The organism is Candidatus Halocynthiibacter alkanivorans (assembly GCF_003333265.1).
Taxonomy (GTDB): Bacteria; Pseudomonadota; Alphaproteobacteria; order Rhodobacterales; family Rhodobacteraceae; genus Halocyntiibacter_A; species Halocyntiibacter_A alkanivorans.
Window position 1 is genome coordinate 1 of sequence record NZ_QOLB01000059.1, and the last position, 13,063, is coordinate 13,063.

Genomic DNA, 13,063 nt, shown 5'->3' on the forward strand with positions numbered 1-13,063 from the left:
GAAAGTCGCGTCTTCTGTACGGCGTTTACGGTTGCCCGCTCCAGAGCCGTCGCCGCCAGCGGGTCTTTTTCTATGTAATCTGAGAACCCGGACCGAACCGCCGCCAGCGCAACTTCTGCCTGATCATCCCCTGCAATCATGATCAGCGCGGCGTTTTTATTGACAGAATGTGCCCGTACAACCGGCAGAAGGTCCATACCGCTGACCCCGGGAAGACTCAGGTCGACATAGATCACGTCAAACTTTTCCCGATCAAGGGCGCGCCCGAATTCTTCCGGTTCGGCTGCTTCCCGAATAAGGAAATCAATATTCGTTTGTTCGGCAATGCGCATCAGACGGCGTCGGTCGAACGCACTGTCGTCAATAACCAGAGCACTTATGAGGCCCATATTTTCCGACTTTGTCACAAGCAAAGACATTTTTCACCTCGCAGCTCAATACACGCACAATATCAGTGTTAACCGCGCAGGGGTTAATGCTCACTTACCCGACACCGCAGTGTTTCACCCGTTTTTTGCATTATGAATTTCTTAACCTGGCGCGCCAGCTCTCTCAGGCTCAACACCCATTGGTTTTCCGCCAGGCATCTGGATCACGGCGCCTGGTCAGGAGCAGTGATATGAGTGACCTGTTCTGGCTATCAGACGCCCAGGTGGCCCGCCTTAAACCCTTACAGGTGGTCGCGGGACTTCGGACCATGGTTAAGGTGGGCCGAAATTCGAGAAAGTCGATCCAATACCCGTAAGCCATAAACCTCTTGCAGGTGGGCATGGATGTCGCATGTGGATAGCCAGCCATTTCCGCTGTCGCCAACCGGTTCAATCCCGCGATGTGAGGTCTGCTCACAGCGCGACTGGCGTGAAGGAATGTAATGATCCCCAGCGGGTCAGGTCGTAAGTGGACTAGGTGGAAATTTCTGCGGGAAATTGAATCCGAAAAACCGTACCGCAACCGGGTTCAGAGAGTACCGAAACGCCGCCGCCCCACCACTCAGCAATTTTTTTGACAACCGCCAGTCCCAACCCGCTGCCTTCGACCTCGTCCCGGGGTTTCAGAGTGACAAATGGTTCGAATATACGCTGATGAAACTTCTCCTCGACGCCTGGCCCGTCGTCTTCAACCAGGAAAACCGCTGTTTGATTTTGCAGATAACCCTTCACGCGCACGTGGGCGATCCCCTGGCCATGATGGCGTTCCGCGTTGGAAATCAAGTGTTCAAAAAGGATACAAAAATCTTCCCGGACAACCCGTAGCCCGGTCAATGCCGGGGCAATATCGATCTCATATGTGCCCTCGTTCAAAGAGGCTTTCGCCACCGCATCTATCTCGGTGCCAGGATCAATGTTTATAATTTTAGCGTCCGCGTCTGCGACGTGAGCGTATTCCAGCAGCCCGACCAGAAAACGATCCATTTGGCTGGCCTTGCTCTTCATCATATCAAGATATTCGCTGGCGGAGGGCGGTATATCGGTCCCGGCCGCATCAAAATCCTCGACGATCCACTCCGGCAGCATCTGCAGCGCACGAAGCGGCGCGCGCAAGTCATGACCAATGCGGCGCGCAAGCATTTTTAACTCGTCACGCGCAGGGCAATGCTGGCACTCCCTGGAGCTATCAGATCTTACCGTTAACATAATTTGAAAGTCCTCATTGCTCCAAACACCGCGAATTCTTCAGATTGGGGAAATCACCAGCTTCAAAGCATGAACAGAAATTTATGAAACTTGCGTTAGCGCGTGCGCGAGTGGCGCACATGCCATTTTGGCAGCTACAATTACGAAAATTGGGCAAAAGTTTAAGGATTATTCAATCCGTTGTTGGTAATCAGGAGTATGGCCCGCGACCTCTCTGTTCGCCAACATCCAGTCTAAAAAGATAGGAATTCAGATGACGGCGCAGCCAACTCCAACTCAATTCACCCAACCTCACAGAAGCGGAGTACGGAGCGCGGGCGGTTTTTCATGGCAGTTTTCACTTCCAACTGTCTTGATATGCGCCCTGGGATTTGCTGCATCTGTTGCTGCCTTTTTTGAGGTGTCCGACCTGGAAAAGTCAGTTCGGGACGAGCATTTCAATCGTCTTGCTCAGGAGCAGAGCCAGGCAATTCAGGCGAAAATTGAAGCGAGTACAGCCGCGCTACGGTCGGTTCGTGGCTTATTTGATGCCTCTGACGACGTGACCCGCGCGCAGTTTGGTGAATTTATCGAGTCGCTTGAGGTGGATGACTACATTCAGGCGTTAGAGTGGATTCCACGTGTCCGGTATGCCGAGCGACCAGGTTACGAAGATCTTGCAAGAGAGGATGGGCTGTCGGAATTTCAGCTCACTGAACGCACGAGCCAGGGTGCAATTGTGCCTGCCGGGGTGAGAGATGAATATTATCCAGTATATTTTGTCGAGCCTGTTGTCGGCAATGAAAAGGCTATTGGGTTTGATCTCGGTTCAAGCGCCACCCGCCTGGCGGCACTTCGGGAAGCGCGCAGCAGCGGTGGCGAAGTTGCGTCGGCCCGGATCACTTTGGTGCAAGAAACTGGCGAGCAGTTTGGATTTTTGATTTTTGTCCCGGTCTACGAAGGGGCCGATACACCGACCAGCGCGCAAGACCGGGAGGCGCAACTGAGAGGATTCGGCCTGGGCGTGTACCGAATGGGCGACCTGGTCGCCTCAGCTTCAATTAGGGGGAACTCAGACACCTCCGGTATTGAAGTGTTTATATTCGATAAAACCGCGGAAACCGGACAGCAGCTTCTGTTCCCAAAGGACTCAGGTTTTGAGAGTGACGAAAGCATTCCGTCCAGGCTTCGGTTGGTGAGCGACATAAATTTTTCCGGACGCACGTGGCGGATCGTCTCCGTTCCCTCCGCGGACTCTGTCTTTACCAGCACGTTCCTGACGCCCTGGCTGGTTATGGTCCTCGGGTTTCTGATAACCGGGTTTGCCGCGCTATATCTCAACGTCGTGCTAAACCGTAAGCGTTATGCCGACACATTGGTGGAGACGCGCACTGCTGAATTGGTCGCCGTCAACCTCGAGCGCGAACAAATCATGGCAGAATTGAAACGCTCCAATGAAGACCTGGAGTCCTTTACTTTCGTTGCCTCTCATGACCTCAAAGCCCCGTTGCGCGGGATAGACAATCTGGTCTCCTGGATTGTTGAGGATGACGAGAGCCATTTAAGCGAAGAATCAAAACACAATGCAGAACGATTGCGAGTCCGGGTCAAAAGGTTGGATAATCTGCTGGACGGTTTGCTGGAATATTCGCGCCTCGGCCGCATGGTGGTCGAAGAAACTTCGGTGGATACGCAATCCATGTGTATGGAGATTGCCGAGTATTTGGCACCGCCCAAAGGGTTCGTTATCCAAATCAGCGATGAATTACCGCGGCTCACCACCTCAAAACCGGCGCTGCAGACCGTTCTCAACAATCTGATCAGCAACGCGATAAAACACCACGACCTGGACACGGGAGAGATATCCGTATCATCCGAAGATCTGGGTCGTGTAATCAAGTTCTCAGTGAGCGATGATGGCCCGGGCATTGATCCGATGCATCACAAACGCATTTTCCAGGCGTTTCAGACGTTGGCGCCGCGTTCTAAGGTCGACACAAGTGGTATTGGCCTCGCGCTTGTCGCACGGACAGTTGCCGCAGCGGGCGGAGCCATCAAGGTCTATTCCGAGGTCGGCAAACGTGGCACGACAATGAGCTTCACCTGGACGAAATCCTGGCCCAAAACAGAGGTGTAATATGCAAACACGCGACATAAATATTCTATTGGTCGATGACGACGATGTCGACGCAGAGATGGTGATCCGGGGATTCAGGAACAGCAGGATTGGCAATGAAATTACTGTCGCTGAAGATGGTATTCAAGCCCTGGAGATTTTACGAAAGAACGGGCAGGACGCATTTTCAAAGCCGTATATTGTGCTGCTTGATCTGAATATGCCGCGCATGAACGGATTTGATTTCCTCGATGAACTCAGACGCGATGATACGCTGCGGGATTCGATAGTATTTGTCCTGACAACGTCCAAAGCGGATGTCGACCGCACGCGCTGCTACGAAAAAAACGTGGCCGGATATATCGTTAAGTCCGAAGTGGGCCCATCATTCGCAAAGGCCGTCGACCTTCTCCAGTGTTACTGGACCACGGTTACGTTGCCAGTATGATGCAGGAATACCCGTGCGCGCGCATGCTGATTGTCGACGATGACGACGTCGACCGTGAACATTTGCGGCGCTTACTGCGAAAAGTGAATGCAAAAGTAGAAATCGTTGAAGCTATCGATCAGACCTCAGCGCTGCAGTTGCTAGCGGAAGGCAGAGTTTTTGACTGCGTTTTTCTTGACTCCCGGCTGCCAGACGGCGACGGGCTGGACCTGGTCGATCGTTTCGCGAAATTATCGACGGTTGTATTTCTGTCGGGAACCGATGACAAAACTGTCCAGAACGAGGCCTTATTCCGTGGTGCTAAAGCCTGCCTTGGGAAAGGCGCGGTCAGCCTGAAAAGCCTTAATCAAACCATCTCATTGCATTCGTAAGGTGTCTGACACCTGGCGGAGGGATAGTCCCGCTATTTCGACGTTTTCGCGATCGATGAAGGTGCCATGACGACGTGGCGGTGGCGCGGCGGGCCTCATAGCGGACCTGCAGCAAGCGAAAATGCTGCGCCCTGGACGAATGGCTGGTCAAGGGGAGTTGCAGCGCAGCGCATTTTGACCTGAGCAAGACCCGCTATGGACCGTTCGTGACAGTGAAGGCAGAGGGAAGTGGTCCGATTGCTGCGCCAGGCACATTTCGGCGCGAAGGGCGGGTAGCGGCCGTTCGCTGCGCGTCGCACCAATGGTTGCAGTGCGGACAAACCGGAGTTTGCGCCGGGAACAGAGCGAGGCGGCGAAATGCAGCGAAGCGGACACGAAGATTGTTCGAGTTCGCTTCACAATGCGCAGCGGCGATTAGAATATGTGGAACACTCCTGGCCGACCCCGTGATCAGAAGCTGAATGCCGGCAGGAGCGTCGTCATGTCACTCCGGCTGCCAGGGGAATGGCCCCATCCACATGTCGAGCATCACCCGCCATGCATTCATTTCCAGCCACTGATTGTAGCCGGCCCACTCCTCATATTTAGGCAGCTTAACCGTCGATGCGATCGCAAACGGATTGGTACCCTTTTGAAATTCGGCCACGATGGCGCCCTGCAGGTCGGTGATGAATTCACGGCTCTCAGCTATATCCTGCTTGCTGCCAATCGCGCTGCCACTGTTAGAATGCGAAAAGACCGCCATGTCGAAATCGAGCGCTTCTATCTCATTGAGGGTCCGCAGCCACTCTTTGATGTTGAAGTCGGGCACAATCGTAAACAGGACCCGCTTAGGCGTGACCAGATCGGCGATGTAAACGACCTTTTCTTCCGGCAACCGGAAGACCGTCATCCCCAGGCCGTGGTTCATACCCATGTAGTGAAGCTCCAGCGTGGTTCCGGCAAGCGTGATGTCCTTCCGGGCGCCGCTCCAGATTTCGTCCGGAAGCACCATGTCCTGACCGGGATTTGCTTCCATCCATTCGACGGCCTTCTCATGAGCCATGATTGTGGCGCCCGCCTCTCGGAAAACGCTGCCGCCGCTGGCGTGGTCCCAATGATTGTGGCTCTGTAGCAAAAAGCGGACCGGCTGGTCGGTTACGCTTTTAATCGCCTCAAGCAAACCAGTGGCGTGCTGTGAATTGACCGACTCGACGGCAATCACGCCGTCATCGGTTACGACGAACATCGAATTGTAGCCGTCGTTTGGGTCGAAGGCGTAAATGCCATCGGCGACCTCGACCACGTTTTCGGATACTGCATGGCTTCCGGCCTGTCCTGAGGTTGCCGATATCGCCATCCCGATGCCGGCGGCCATGGCCAGCACATACGCGCGAGCAGATGAAGTCATCTTCTGTCTCCCTATCTGTGTATCAAGTCCTCTTGAATTTACTTAGTGATTGTTACAATAATCCGTTGAAGCGCAATCTTGTCAAGGATTATGTAGTGAGCGATATACAAAAGCCAGCTTCCCGCCGCCGCGGGCGCCCCCGTTCATTCGATCGGGACGAAGCGCTCGACAGGGCCGTTTTGGTGTTCTGGGACAAAGGTTACGAAGGCGCCTCTGTCGAGGATCTCAGGCAGGCGATGGGCATTAATCCACCGAGCCTTTACGCAGCGTTCGGCAGCAAGCGAGATTTGTTCATTGCGGCGATCGACCGTTACGCCACGACCTACGGCAGTCGCCCGTTCGCCGCTTTTTGCCTGGAACCGGAGGTCAGAAAGGCTGTGGCAAATTTGTTTGAATCGAGCATCCGCTGCACCACTGAAAAAGGTAAACCGCGCGGCTGTATGATCGCCAACGTTGCCACAGTTGAGGCACCAAGAGATACAGAGGTTCGGAACAAGCTGACCGGGATATTCGCGCGTACGGACGAGGCCATCGCCAGTCACATCCGGGAAGCTCAGGAGAATGGCCTGGCGCCTGGTGTCGATGATCCGAAGACGTTGGCGAATATGGTTGTTTCAGTGACCCACAGCATCGCCACCCGCGCCCGCGGTGGCGCCAGCCGCAAAGAGCTTTTCAAATTGGCCGACAGCTTCATTGAGATATTATTCCCGCGACCGGCATAGGACGCCGCGCGGCGCACGTTCGGGCAGCCGTCCGGGGCATCGAATGTCTGCAGAGGGTTCAGAACGCCGTTCGCCGCAATGGTCATGAATGTCTGCAAATTGCCGTGAGCGACTCCGGCAGAGGAAGTAGAATACAAGAAGGGTGTGACGCGGCTCAACTCCTTGCCAAAAGTGTTGGGCTGGCGTGGGAACGTCTCAGCGGGCTCTGTGAGGGCCGGGAAGCGCTTGCACAGGGTCGATAATGGCGCGGGTGGATTTTGTGGCAGTGCCGCGCTTACCTGCCGATTGGCGCTGCGGACCTTCATATGCGCGTCGCGAGGCCACGCCAGCGCAGTCTGGGTGTTCGTGTCTGTTTCGCGCAAACGGCCGTCCTGCAGGCTTCTGACGGCGTCACGGGGGCGTTCTGGGGTCGGGTGCAGCACTCCGCATTCCACTGCCTGGCAAAAACCAGGGTTTTGACGCCATGCGGAGTGGTTGCCACAGAATGGGTGGCAGTTGCGGATTTCTGTGATTTGTTTTCACCCGCGACACAAATCCTGCGTTCTCGGGTCCTTACACCTGCAAGACGCGCCACCGCTGTTACAGATACAGCTTTAAAAATGCCCTGATCAGCGGTGCGTTTTCCCGGTTTTTCAGATAGGCGACAAAATAGTTGGTTCGGATATCCACGTCGCTGATTGTTATCGCCCGCAGCTCCGGTGCCGGGACAAATTCGAAATCCGCCACCACCCCGATGCCCAGACCAAGCCTCACTGCCCGCCACACGCCCTCCCGGCTGCCAATCTCCATCGCGCGGTCGATCTTCACTTTGTGGCGGGCCAGCGCCGTCTCAAAGGCGCGCCGGGTGGTAGAGCCCTCTTCGCGCAGCACAACCGGCTCACCGCGCAACTCGGCGATTAAAATGGAGTCGCGTTTGAAAAACCGGTGCGCCTTGTGCACAAATACCACCACCTGGTGGTCGCTGTAGCGCTCCATCACCACCGCCGGATGGGTGGAAACATCGGCAGTGATCGCAATATCTGCCTCCCGGCCCAACAGGGCCTCCAGCGTTTCCTGCGAGTTGCCGAATTTGACCTTCAGCTCGACCCCCGGATAGCGGGTCTTGAACATGCTGATCATTTCGGTTGCATGAATCGGCCCCACAGCCGCGATCCGCAAAGTGCCGGTTTCAAGCGCTTCACTGGCTTCGAGGAACTCAAGCGAATCGCGGTGCGCCTGCATCAGCCGTGCGGTGATCCGGTGCAACGTCTCGCCGGATTGTGTCGGCACCACCACCCGGCCCTGGCGATGAAACAATTCCACGTTGTAGCGTTTTTCAAGCGCGCCAACTTGCATGGTGATGGTCGACTGGCTGACATTCAGAGCGGTGGCAGCGGCGGTAAAACCCTTGTGCTCCACGACGGCGTGAAAGGCTCGGAGCTGGGTAAATGACATCTATTTTCTCGATAGTTTGGGTGAGGTAAATATATTTTACACAATTTTCCGGCGCCGTTAAACACAAGGAAGCAAAAAATTCAGGACGCCTGCCATGATAAACCCGAACGCGCCGGCCAAACTTAGTGAGACCTGCGAGTCCGGCACTCAGATCACCTATGACGCCGGTGCCATTGATCAGATTCCTTCCCTTATCGGTGATCGTCAATATTGTGTGGTCATCTGTGGCGGGCCGTTTTTCGCCGCGCTCACAGACACGCTTGCCGGCAACAGCCACCCGCCGGTCATCGTGATCGATGATGTGGTGCCGAATCCTGATTTTGCCCTGTTGGCGACACAGGCCGCCCGCTTCGCTTCACTGCCGGTGCAGCCAGAGGTCATCTTGGCCCTGGGTGGCGGCTCCGTCATCGACACCGCCAAGGTGCTGGCCTCTGCCAATGGCGGCTTCGCCAACGTCGAGACCTTTCTGGTGTCGAATACGGGTGAAGAAAACCTGACCGCGATCCCGATCATTGCGGTTCCGACCACCGCCGGCACCGGCAGCGAAGTCACCTGCTGGGCCACGGTCTGGGACAACAGTTCAAAGAAAAAATATTCGCTCAACCGGCCCGCCCTTTACCCGGAACACGCGGTCATTGACCCTGAACTGATGCTGGGAAAGTCGCGCGCCCTCACTATTTCCACCGGGCTCGACGCGCTGTCTCATGCGCTGGAAAGCATCTGGAATGTCAACGCTTCAGAGGCCTCCGCGAGATGCGCGGTCAATGCCGCGCTGGAAATCCTTGAGGTCCTGCCAATGCTGGTGGAGGATCCAGGCTCGCTTGAACTGCGGGCGCGCATGGCCGGGGCCTCGCTGATGTCGGGCATGGCATTTTCCAAAACCAAAACCGCGATCGCCCATTCGATCTCCTGGCCGATTTCCCTGCACCACAATGTCATCCACGGCATTGCCTGCTCTTTTACCCTGCCGATCGTGCTGAAATCGATGGCGGGGGATGAGGGCCTGTGTGGCAAATCTCTGAAACAGATCTTTGGAGAGGATCTGTCCTCGGCGCCCCGGCAGATGACGGACTTCCTGACGTCTCTGGGCGTATCGACGCATCCCAAAGATCATGGCGTCAGCCCGGAAGAATGGGTGGGTATCGTTGATCAAGCCTTCATGGGCGGGCGCGGGCTGAACTTCATCGGCACATGAGAGAACTTCCACCAGGCCGCCCAAGTGTTGGGCGTCGCATAATTTCGCCCCGCCCTGCGCCAGCAGGCGGGCAACCGTAACTGATCGAAACTGAACTCTTCGGAGCCCTGAGAAAAATCATGAAGTTCATACATATATCTGACCTGCACATCCTGCCCCGCCCCCAAACCATCCGGGGGATTGATGTCTGCGCCCGCCTCGACGCGGCTGTCGCAAGTATCACCGCCAATTTCGCCGATGCGGAACTGGTCATGGTGACCGGGGACATGACGGATTCAGGCGATGCCGAATCCTACGCCGAGGCGCGGCGCATTCTGGACCGGCTGCCGATGCCCTGGCATACACTGATGGGCAACCACGACGGTCGGGATTCCCACGCCAGAACTGTCCTGTCTCATCTTCCCTGGCAGGCGGACGGCTCGCTGCAATATGCGCTGGAGACCCCGGCCGGACGGTTCATTGCGCTGGACAGCTCGATCAGCGGCAAGGACAGCGGCCGCCTGACACCCGCGCGCCTGACCTGGCTGCGCGACCAGTTGACCTCCGCCCGGGCGGCCGGCACCGATGTGTATCTGTTTATGCACCATGTTCCTTTTGACATCGGCATTGACTGGCTGGACGAGATCAAATTCGAAAACGGCGACGAACTGCGGGACGTGTTGAAGGATTTTGACAATATCAGACACATGTTCATGGGCCATATCCACCGGCCGACACACGGCTCCTGGCACGGCATCCCCTATTCAACCGTCTATTCGACCTCACATCAGGTGGCGCTTCAGTTCGGTCGCGAACAATTGCACATCGAAGAAAACCCGTGCTACGCGGTGGTTCTGATCAAAGACCACCATGTGCTGGTTCATGACCACAGCTTTTTGGAAGAACGCCGGCCACGAACCCTGTAGGCGGCACCCCGCAATACCGTAACTCAGCCTGATCCGAAAAATCAGGGCGTCCGCCCGGAGCAATGGATGGCGTTCGTTGATGAAGCCTTCACCGGCGAACGCGGGCTGAGTTTCACCGGAACATGAGAGACGTTCCCCAAGGCCGCCTTACAGCCGGGCGGGTATAAATTTGCGCCGCTGCTCTGTTGAGAAGCGGACACGTTGAAACACAAATACCGGCCACCGTCGAGCAAAGTGAAAAAACATGAAGTTCATACATCTGTCTGACCTGCACCTGCTGCCACATCCCCAGACCATCCGGGGTATCGATGTGATCGCACGTCTTGAAGCCGCCGTTGACAGCATTGGGAAAAATTTCTCCGATGCAGAGCTTTGCATGGTCACCGGCGACCTTACCGATATGGGTGACGCGGAATCCTACCGGGATGTGCGCCGCATCCTCGACCGGCTGCCAATGCCCTGGCATGTTTTGATGGGCAACCACGACGTCAGATCTGTTGCGCAGGCTGAACTGCCTGATCTTCCCTGGCATGCTGATGGTTCCCTCCAGTATGAGCTGACAACTGACGCTGGCGAATTCCTAATCCTGGACTCCCTGGTGACCCGGGAAATCGGCAGGCTTTGCGAGACACGGCTTGCCTGGCTCAAAGAGCGCCTTACTGCCGCCGAGCAGGCTGGCAGGGATGTGTACCTGTTTCTGCATCACGTGCCATTTGACATCGGCATCCGCTGGCTCGACGGAATCAAGCTGGAAAACGGCGATCAGTTCCAGGACGTGCTCAAGGGCTTCAGCAACATTCGCCACATGTTTTTCGGCCATGTTCACCGCCCGGTTCACGGGTCCTGGCATGGTGTTCCGTTTTCAACCGTGCGCGCGACCGTACATCAGGCCGCACTTCAGTTTGGCGACACCCATCTGTTTATCGAAGAGAACCCCTCCTATGCAGTTGTTCTGATCGACGACACTTCGGTGCTGATCCACGACCACAGTTATCTCGAAGAAAACCTGCCCATCACCAAATAGACGCTTCTTCCTGCAAGACCCAAAACAAGATCCGCTGCGAAGCGACCGTGCCGCCGGGAGGGCAACCTTCCGGCGGCACACTTTTATTTCGCCACGCCGCCCTTTTTTATTAATTTTTTTCTCCGCCCCCTTGCGCTGTAAATCTCCCGCTGGCGCAGATTTCCGTTTCGGTGCCAATAGATAACACGCTGGTCCACCGACAGCCGTGACGCGCCTCTCTGCCCTGCTGCCGCACGCCTGCTGCCACAACAGCCCACGGGTGGCAGCGACAAGATCGCAACCGGAATGCCTCCAATAATTACAATTAAAACAAATACTTACTGTAAAATCACAGTCCGACGCCAAGGCTTGTTTCCCCTGTGCCCGGCGGAACCCTCTGCCAAAAAAAGCACTTCTGAAGGCGCTGATACGGCCTGCGCCGCCAGATAATCCGGGCCGGAAATCTGATGCCTATGGCTGCAGCATACTCAAAACTGCCGCAGAAATTTTAAGCCCGACCCGCCCAAATGTGAATTTCAGAAGCAAGTTTCAAGGCACCTGACATCACCAATCCGTGTGTGCAAATTCGCAGGTAGGCATGCGCAGAAACGGCCCCTTACAAATCTTTCCTGCCGCCATATTTCCCAATCATCGAAACGGGAAACACCGGGACAACAAACGGTCTCACCCGAATTCACATAGATTACTGAAAGAGAATGACATGAAAAACATCGCACTCAAATCCGCCCTCGCCGCCTCCGTTCTGTTTGCAACCGTGGCTTCCGCCTCTGCTGGCTCCGGCGTCAACCACATCTTCCTCGACAGCTACAACCAGGACAGCAACAGCCGTATCGAACTTGAGCTGGTGCGTTCTGAAACTGCCGGCACCGTTGAAATCGTTGAGCTGGTCGGCGGCGCGCTGGGTGACACACTCGGCACCACTTCGGTCAACGCCGGCGCCAACAGCAACGTCTTTGTGCACTTTAACGGTGCTGCGGCTTCAAACGACGTGGCAGCCGTGCTGAAAGACGCCGCCGGCAATGTTGTCGCCATTGAAGAAATCGAAATCGACAACTTCTGAATCCTGACACCTGACTTTGCGGCCGCCGGTTAATCCCGGCGGCGCCCCTCCCAAAGACCTCCCCAAATACCTCCCTGATCCCCTCCCAAAACCTCTCCCGAAAGACAATGACATGAAAAACATCGCACTCAAATCCGCCCTCGCCGCTTCCGTTGTGATTGCAACCGTGGCTTCCGCCTCTGCCGGCTCCGGCGTCAACCACATCTTCCTCGACAGCTACAACCAGGACAGCAACAGCCGTATCGAACTTGAGCTGGTGCGCTCTGAGACCGCCGGCACCGTTGAAATCGTTGAGCTGGTCGGCGGCGCGCTGGGTGACACACTCGGCACCACTTCGGTCAACGCCGGCGCCAACAGCAACGTCTTTGTGCACTTTAACGGTGCTGCGGCTTCAAACGACGTGGCAGCCGTGCTGAAAGACGCCGCCGGCAATGTTGTCGCCATCGAGGAAATCGAAATCGACAACTTCTGAACCCTGACACCTGACTTTGCGGCCGCCGGTTAATCCCGGCGCCGCGCCTCCCAAAGACCTCCCAAATACTTCCCTGATCCCCTCCCAATTCCTCTCCCGAAAGACAATGACATGAAAAATATCGCACTCAAATCCGCCCTCGCCGCCTCCGTTCTCGTAGCAACCGTGGCTTCCGCTTCTGCCGGGTCCGGCGTCAACCACATCTTCCTCGACAGCTACAACCAGGACAGCAACAGCCGTATCGAACTTGAGCTGGTGCGTTCTGAGACCGCCGGCACCGTTGAAATCGTTGAGCTGGTCGGCGGCGCGCTGG

At 56.0% G+C, this 13,063-nt stretch carries 14 protein-coding genes; 10 read left to right on the forward strand and 4 right to left on the reverse strand.

What is annotated here, in order from left to right:
* Both DWA01_RS05145 and DWA01_RS05150 read right to left on the reverse strand, forming a co-directional pair.
* On the reverse strand, nt 1-419 hold a 419-nt coding region (locus tag DWA01_RS05145), incomplete at its 3' end, for a response regulator (protein ID WP_136057673.1).
* A 483-nt stretch (nt 420-902) separates the two neighbouring features.
* The gene (locus tag DWA01_RS05150; protein WP_160115962.1) at nt 903-1,568 is read right to left on the reverse strand and encodes a sensor histidine kinase; all 666 of its coding nucleotides are present in this window, start codon (nt 1,566-1,568) and stop codon (nt 903-905) included.
* A gap of 319 nt (nt 1,569-1,887) precedes the next feature.
* On the opposite strand from DWA01_RS05150, the gene DWA01_RS05155 reads away from it, so the two are divergent.
* Genes DWA01_RS05155 through DWA01_RS05165 form a run of 3 tightly spaced genes read left to right on the forward strand, consistent with a single transcriptional unit; the run spans nt 1,888 to nt 4,548 of the window.
* A complete protein-coding gene (locus DWA01_RS05155) occupies nt 1,888-3,750 on the forward strand; it encodes a CHASE domain-containing protein (RefSeq protein ID WP_114284730.1) in 1,863 nt (620 codons plus the stop codon).
* 1 nt (nt 3,751) lies between these two features.
* On the forward strand, nt 3,752-4,177 hold the full coding sequence (locus DWA01_RS05160; RefSeq protein WP_114284732.1) for a response regulator: 426 nt from the start codon (nt 3,752-3,754) through the stop codon (nt 4,175-4,177).
* A gap of 23 nt (nt 4,178-4,200) precedes the next feature.
* A complete protein-coding gene (locus DWA01_RS05165; protein WP_160115963.1) occupies nt 4,201-4,548 on the forward strand; it encodes a response regulator in 348 nt (115 codons plus the stop codon).
* A 484-nt stretch (nt 4,549-5,032) separates the two neighbouring features.
* Here the strand turns inward: DWA01_RS05165 and DWA01_RS05170 are convergent, their stop codons facing one another.
* Nucleotides 5,033-5,938 (reverse strand): MBL fold metallo-hydrolase, encoded by a 906-nt coding sequence (locus tag DWA01_RS05170; protein WP_200832506.1) that lies wholly within the window; start codon nt 5,936-5,938, stop codon nt 5,033-5,035.
* 95 nt (nt 5,939-6,033) lie between these two features.
* Between DWA01_RS05170 and DWA01_RS05175 the strand changes: the two genes are divergently transcribed.
* Nucleotides 6,034-6,660: a TetR/AcrR family transcriptional regulator gene (locus DWA01_RS05175; RefSeq protein ID WP_200832507.1), complete on the forward strand. Its 627-nt coding sequence runs from the start codon at nt 6,034-6,036 to the stop codon at nt 6,658-6,660.
* 579 nt (nt 6,661-7,239) lie between these two features.
* On the opposite strand, the gene DWA01_RS05180 is transcribed toward DWA01_RS05175, so the two are convergent.
* Complete coding sequence (locus DWA01_RS05180) at nt 7,240-8,094, reverse strand: LysR substrate-binding domain-containing protein (protein WP_114284738.1); 855 nt, start codon at nt 8,092-8,094, stop codon at nt 7,240-7,242.
* 94 nt (nt 8,095-8,188) lie between these two features.
* On the opposite strand from DWA01_RS05180, the gene DWA01_RS05185 reads away from it, so the two are divergent.
* The 6 genes from DWA01_RS05185 to DWA01_RS05210 form a co-directional block, all read left to right on the forward strand.
* Nucleotides 8,189-9,289, forward strand: coding sequence for a phosphonoacetaldehyde reductase (locus DWA01_RS05185; RefSeq protein ID WP_114284740.1), 1,101 nt, complete (start codon nt 8,189-8,191; stop codon nt 9,287-9,289).
* A 119-nt stretch (nt 9,290-9,408) separates the two neighbouring features.
* Nucleotides 9,409-10,194: a phosphodiesterase gene (locus DWA01_RS05190; protein WP_114284741.1), complete on the forward strand. Its 786-nt coding sequence runs from the start codon at nt 9,409-9,411 to the stop codon at nt 10,192-10,194.
* Between the two features lie 244 nt (nt 10,195-10,438).
* A complete protein-coding gene (locus tag DWA01_RS05195) occupies nt 10,439-11,218 on the forward strand; it encodes a phosphodiesterase (RefSeq protein ID WP_114284742.1) in 780 nt (259 codons plus the stop codon).
* Between the two features lie 700 nt (nt 11,219-11,918).
* Nucleotides 11,919-12,278, forward strand: coding sequence for a hypothetical protein (locus tag DWA01_RS05200; protein WP_114284743.1), 360 nt, complete (start codon nt 11,919-11,921; stop codon nt 12,276-12,278).
* Nucleotides 12,279-12,390: 112 nt separating this feature from the next.
* Complete coding sequence (locus DWA01_RS05205) at nt 12,391-12,750, forward strand: hypothetical protein (protein ID WP_114284744.1); 360 nt, start codon at nt 12,391-12,393, stop codon at nt 12,748-12,750.
* A gap of 111 nt (nt 12,751-12,861) precedes the next feature.
* Nucleotides 12,862-13,063 (forward strand): hypothetical protein (locus DWA01_RS05210; protein ID WP_136057674.1); only part of this gene is annotated, 202 nt, incomplete at its 3' end.

Bases quoted from the DNA above. Each gene is read 5' to 3' on its own strand.
- DWA01_RS05195 (WP_114284742.1), top strand. From the start codon at position 10,439: ATGAAGTTCATACATCTGTCTGACCTGCACCTGCTGCCACATCCCCAG.
- DWA01_RS05155 (WP_114284730.1), top strand. From the start codon at position 1,888: ATGACGGCGCAGCCAACTCCAACTCAATTCACCCAACCTCACAGAAGC.
- DWA01_RS05180 (WP_114284738.1), bottom strand. From the start codon at position 8,094: ATGTCATTTACCCAGCTCCGAGCCTTTCACGCCGTCGTGGAGCACAAG.
- DWA01_RS05170 (WP_200832506.1), bottom strand. From the start codon at position 5,938: ATGACTTCATCTGCTCGCGCGTATGTGCTGGCCATGGCCGCCGGCATC.
- DWA01_RS05150 (WP_160115962.1), bottom strand. From the start codon at position 1,568: ATGCTTGCGCGCCGCATTGGTCATGACTTGCGCGCGCCGCTTCGTGCG.
- DWA01_RS05160 (WP_114284732.1), top strand. From the start codon at position 3,752: ATGCAAACACGCGACATAAATATTCTATTGGTCGATGACGACGATGTC.
- DWA01_RS05200 (WP_114284743.1), top strand. From the start codon at position 11,919: ATGAAAAACATCGCACTCAAATCCGCCCTCGCCGCCTCCGTTCTGTTT.
- DWA01_RS05185 (WP_114284740.1), top strand. From the start codon at position 8,189: ATGATAAACCCGAACGCGCCGGCCAAACTTAGTGAGACCTGCGAGTCC.
- DWA01_RS05190 (WP_114284741.1), top strand. From the start codon at position 9,409: ATGAAGTTCATACATATATCTGACCTGCACATCCTGCCCCGCCCCCAA.
- DWA01_RS05205 (WP_114284744.1), top strand. From the start codon at position 12,391: ATGAAAAACATCGCACTCAAATCCGCCCTCGCCGCTTCCGTTGTGATT.
- DWA01_RS05165 (WP_160115963.1), top strand. From the start codon at position 4,201: ATGCTGATTGTCGACGATGACGACGTCGACCGTGAACATTTGCGGCGC.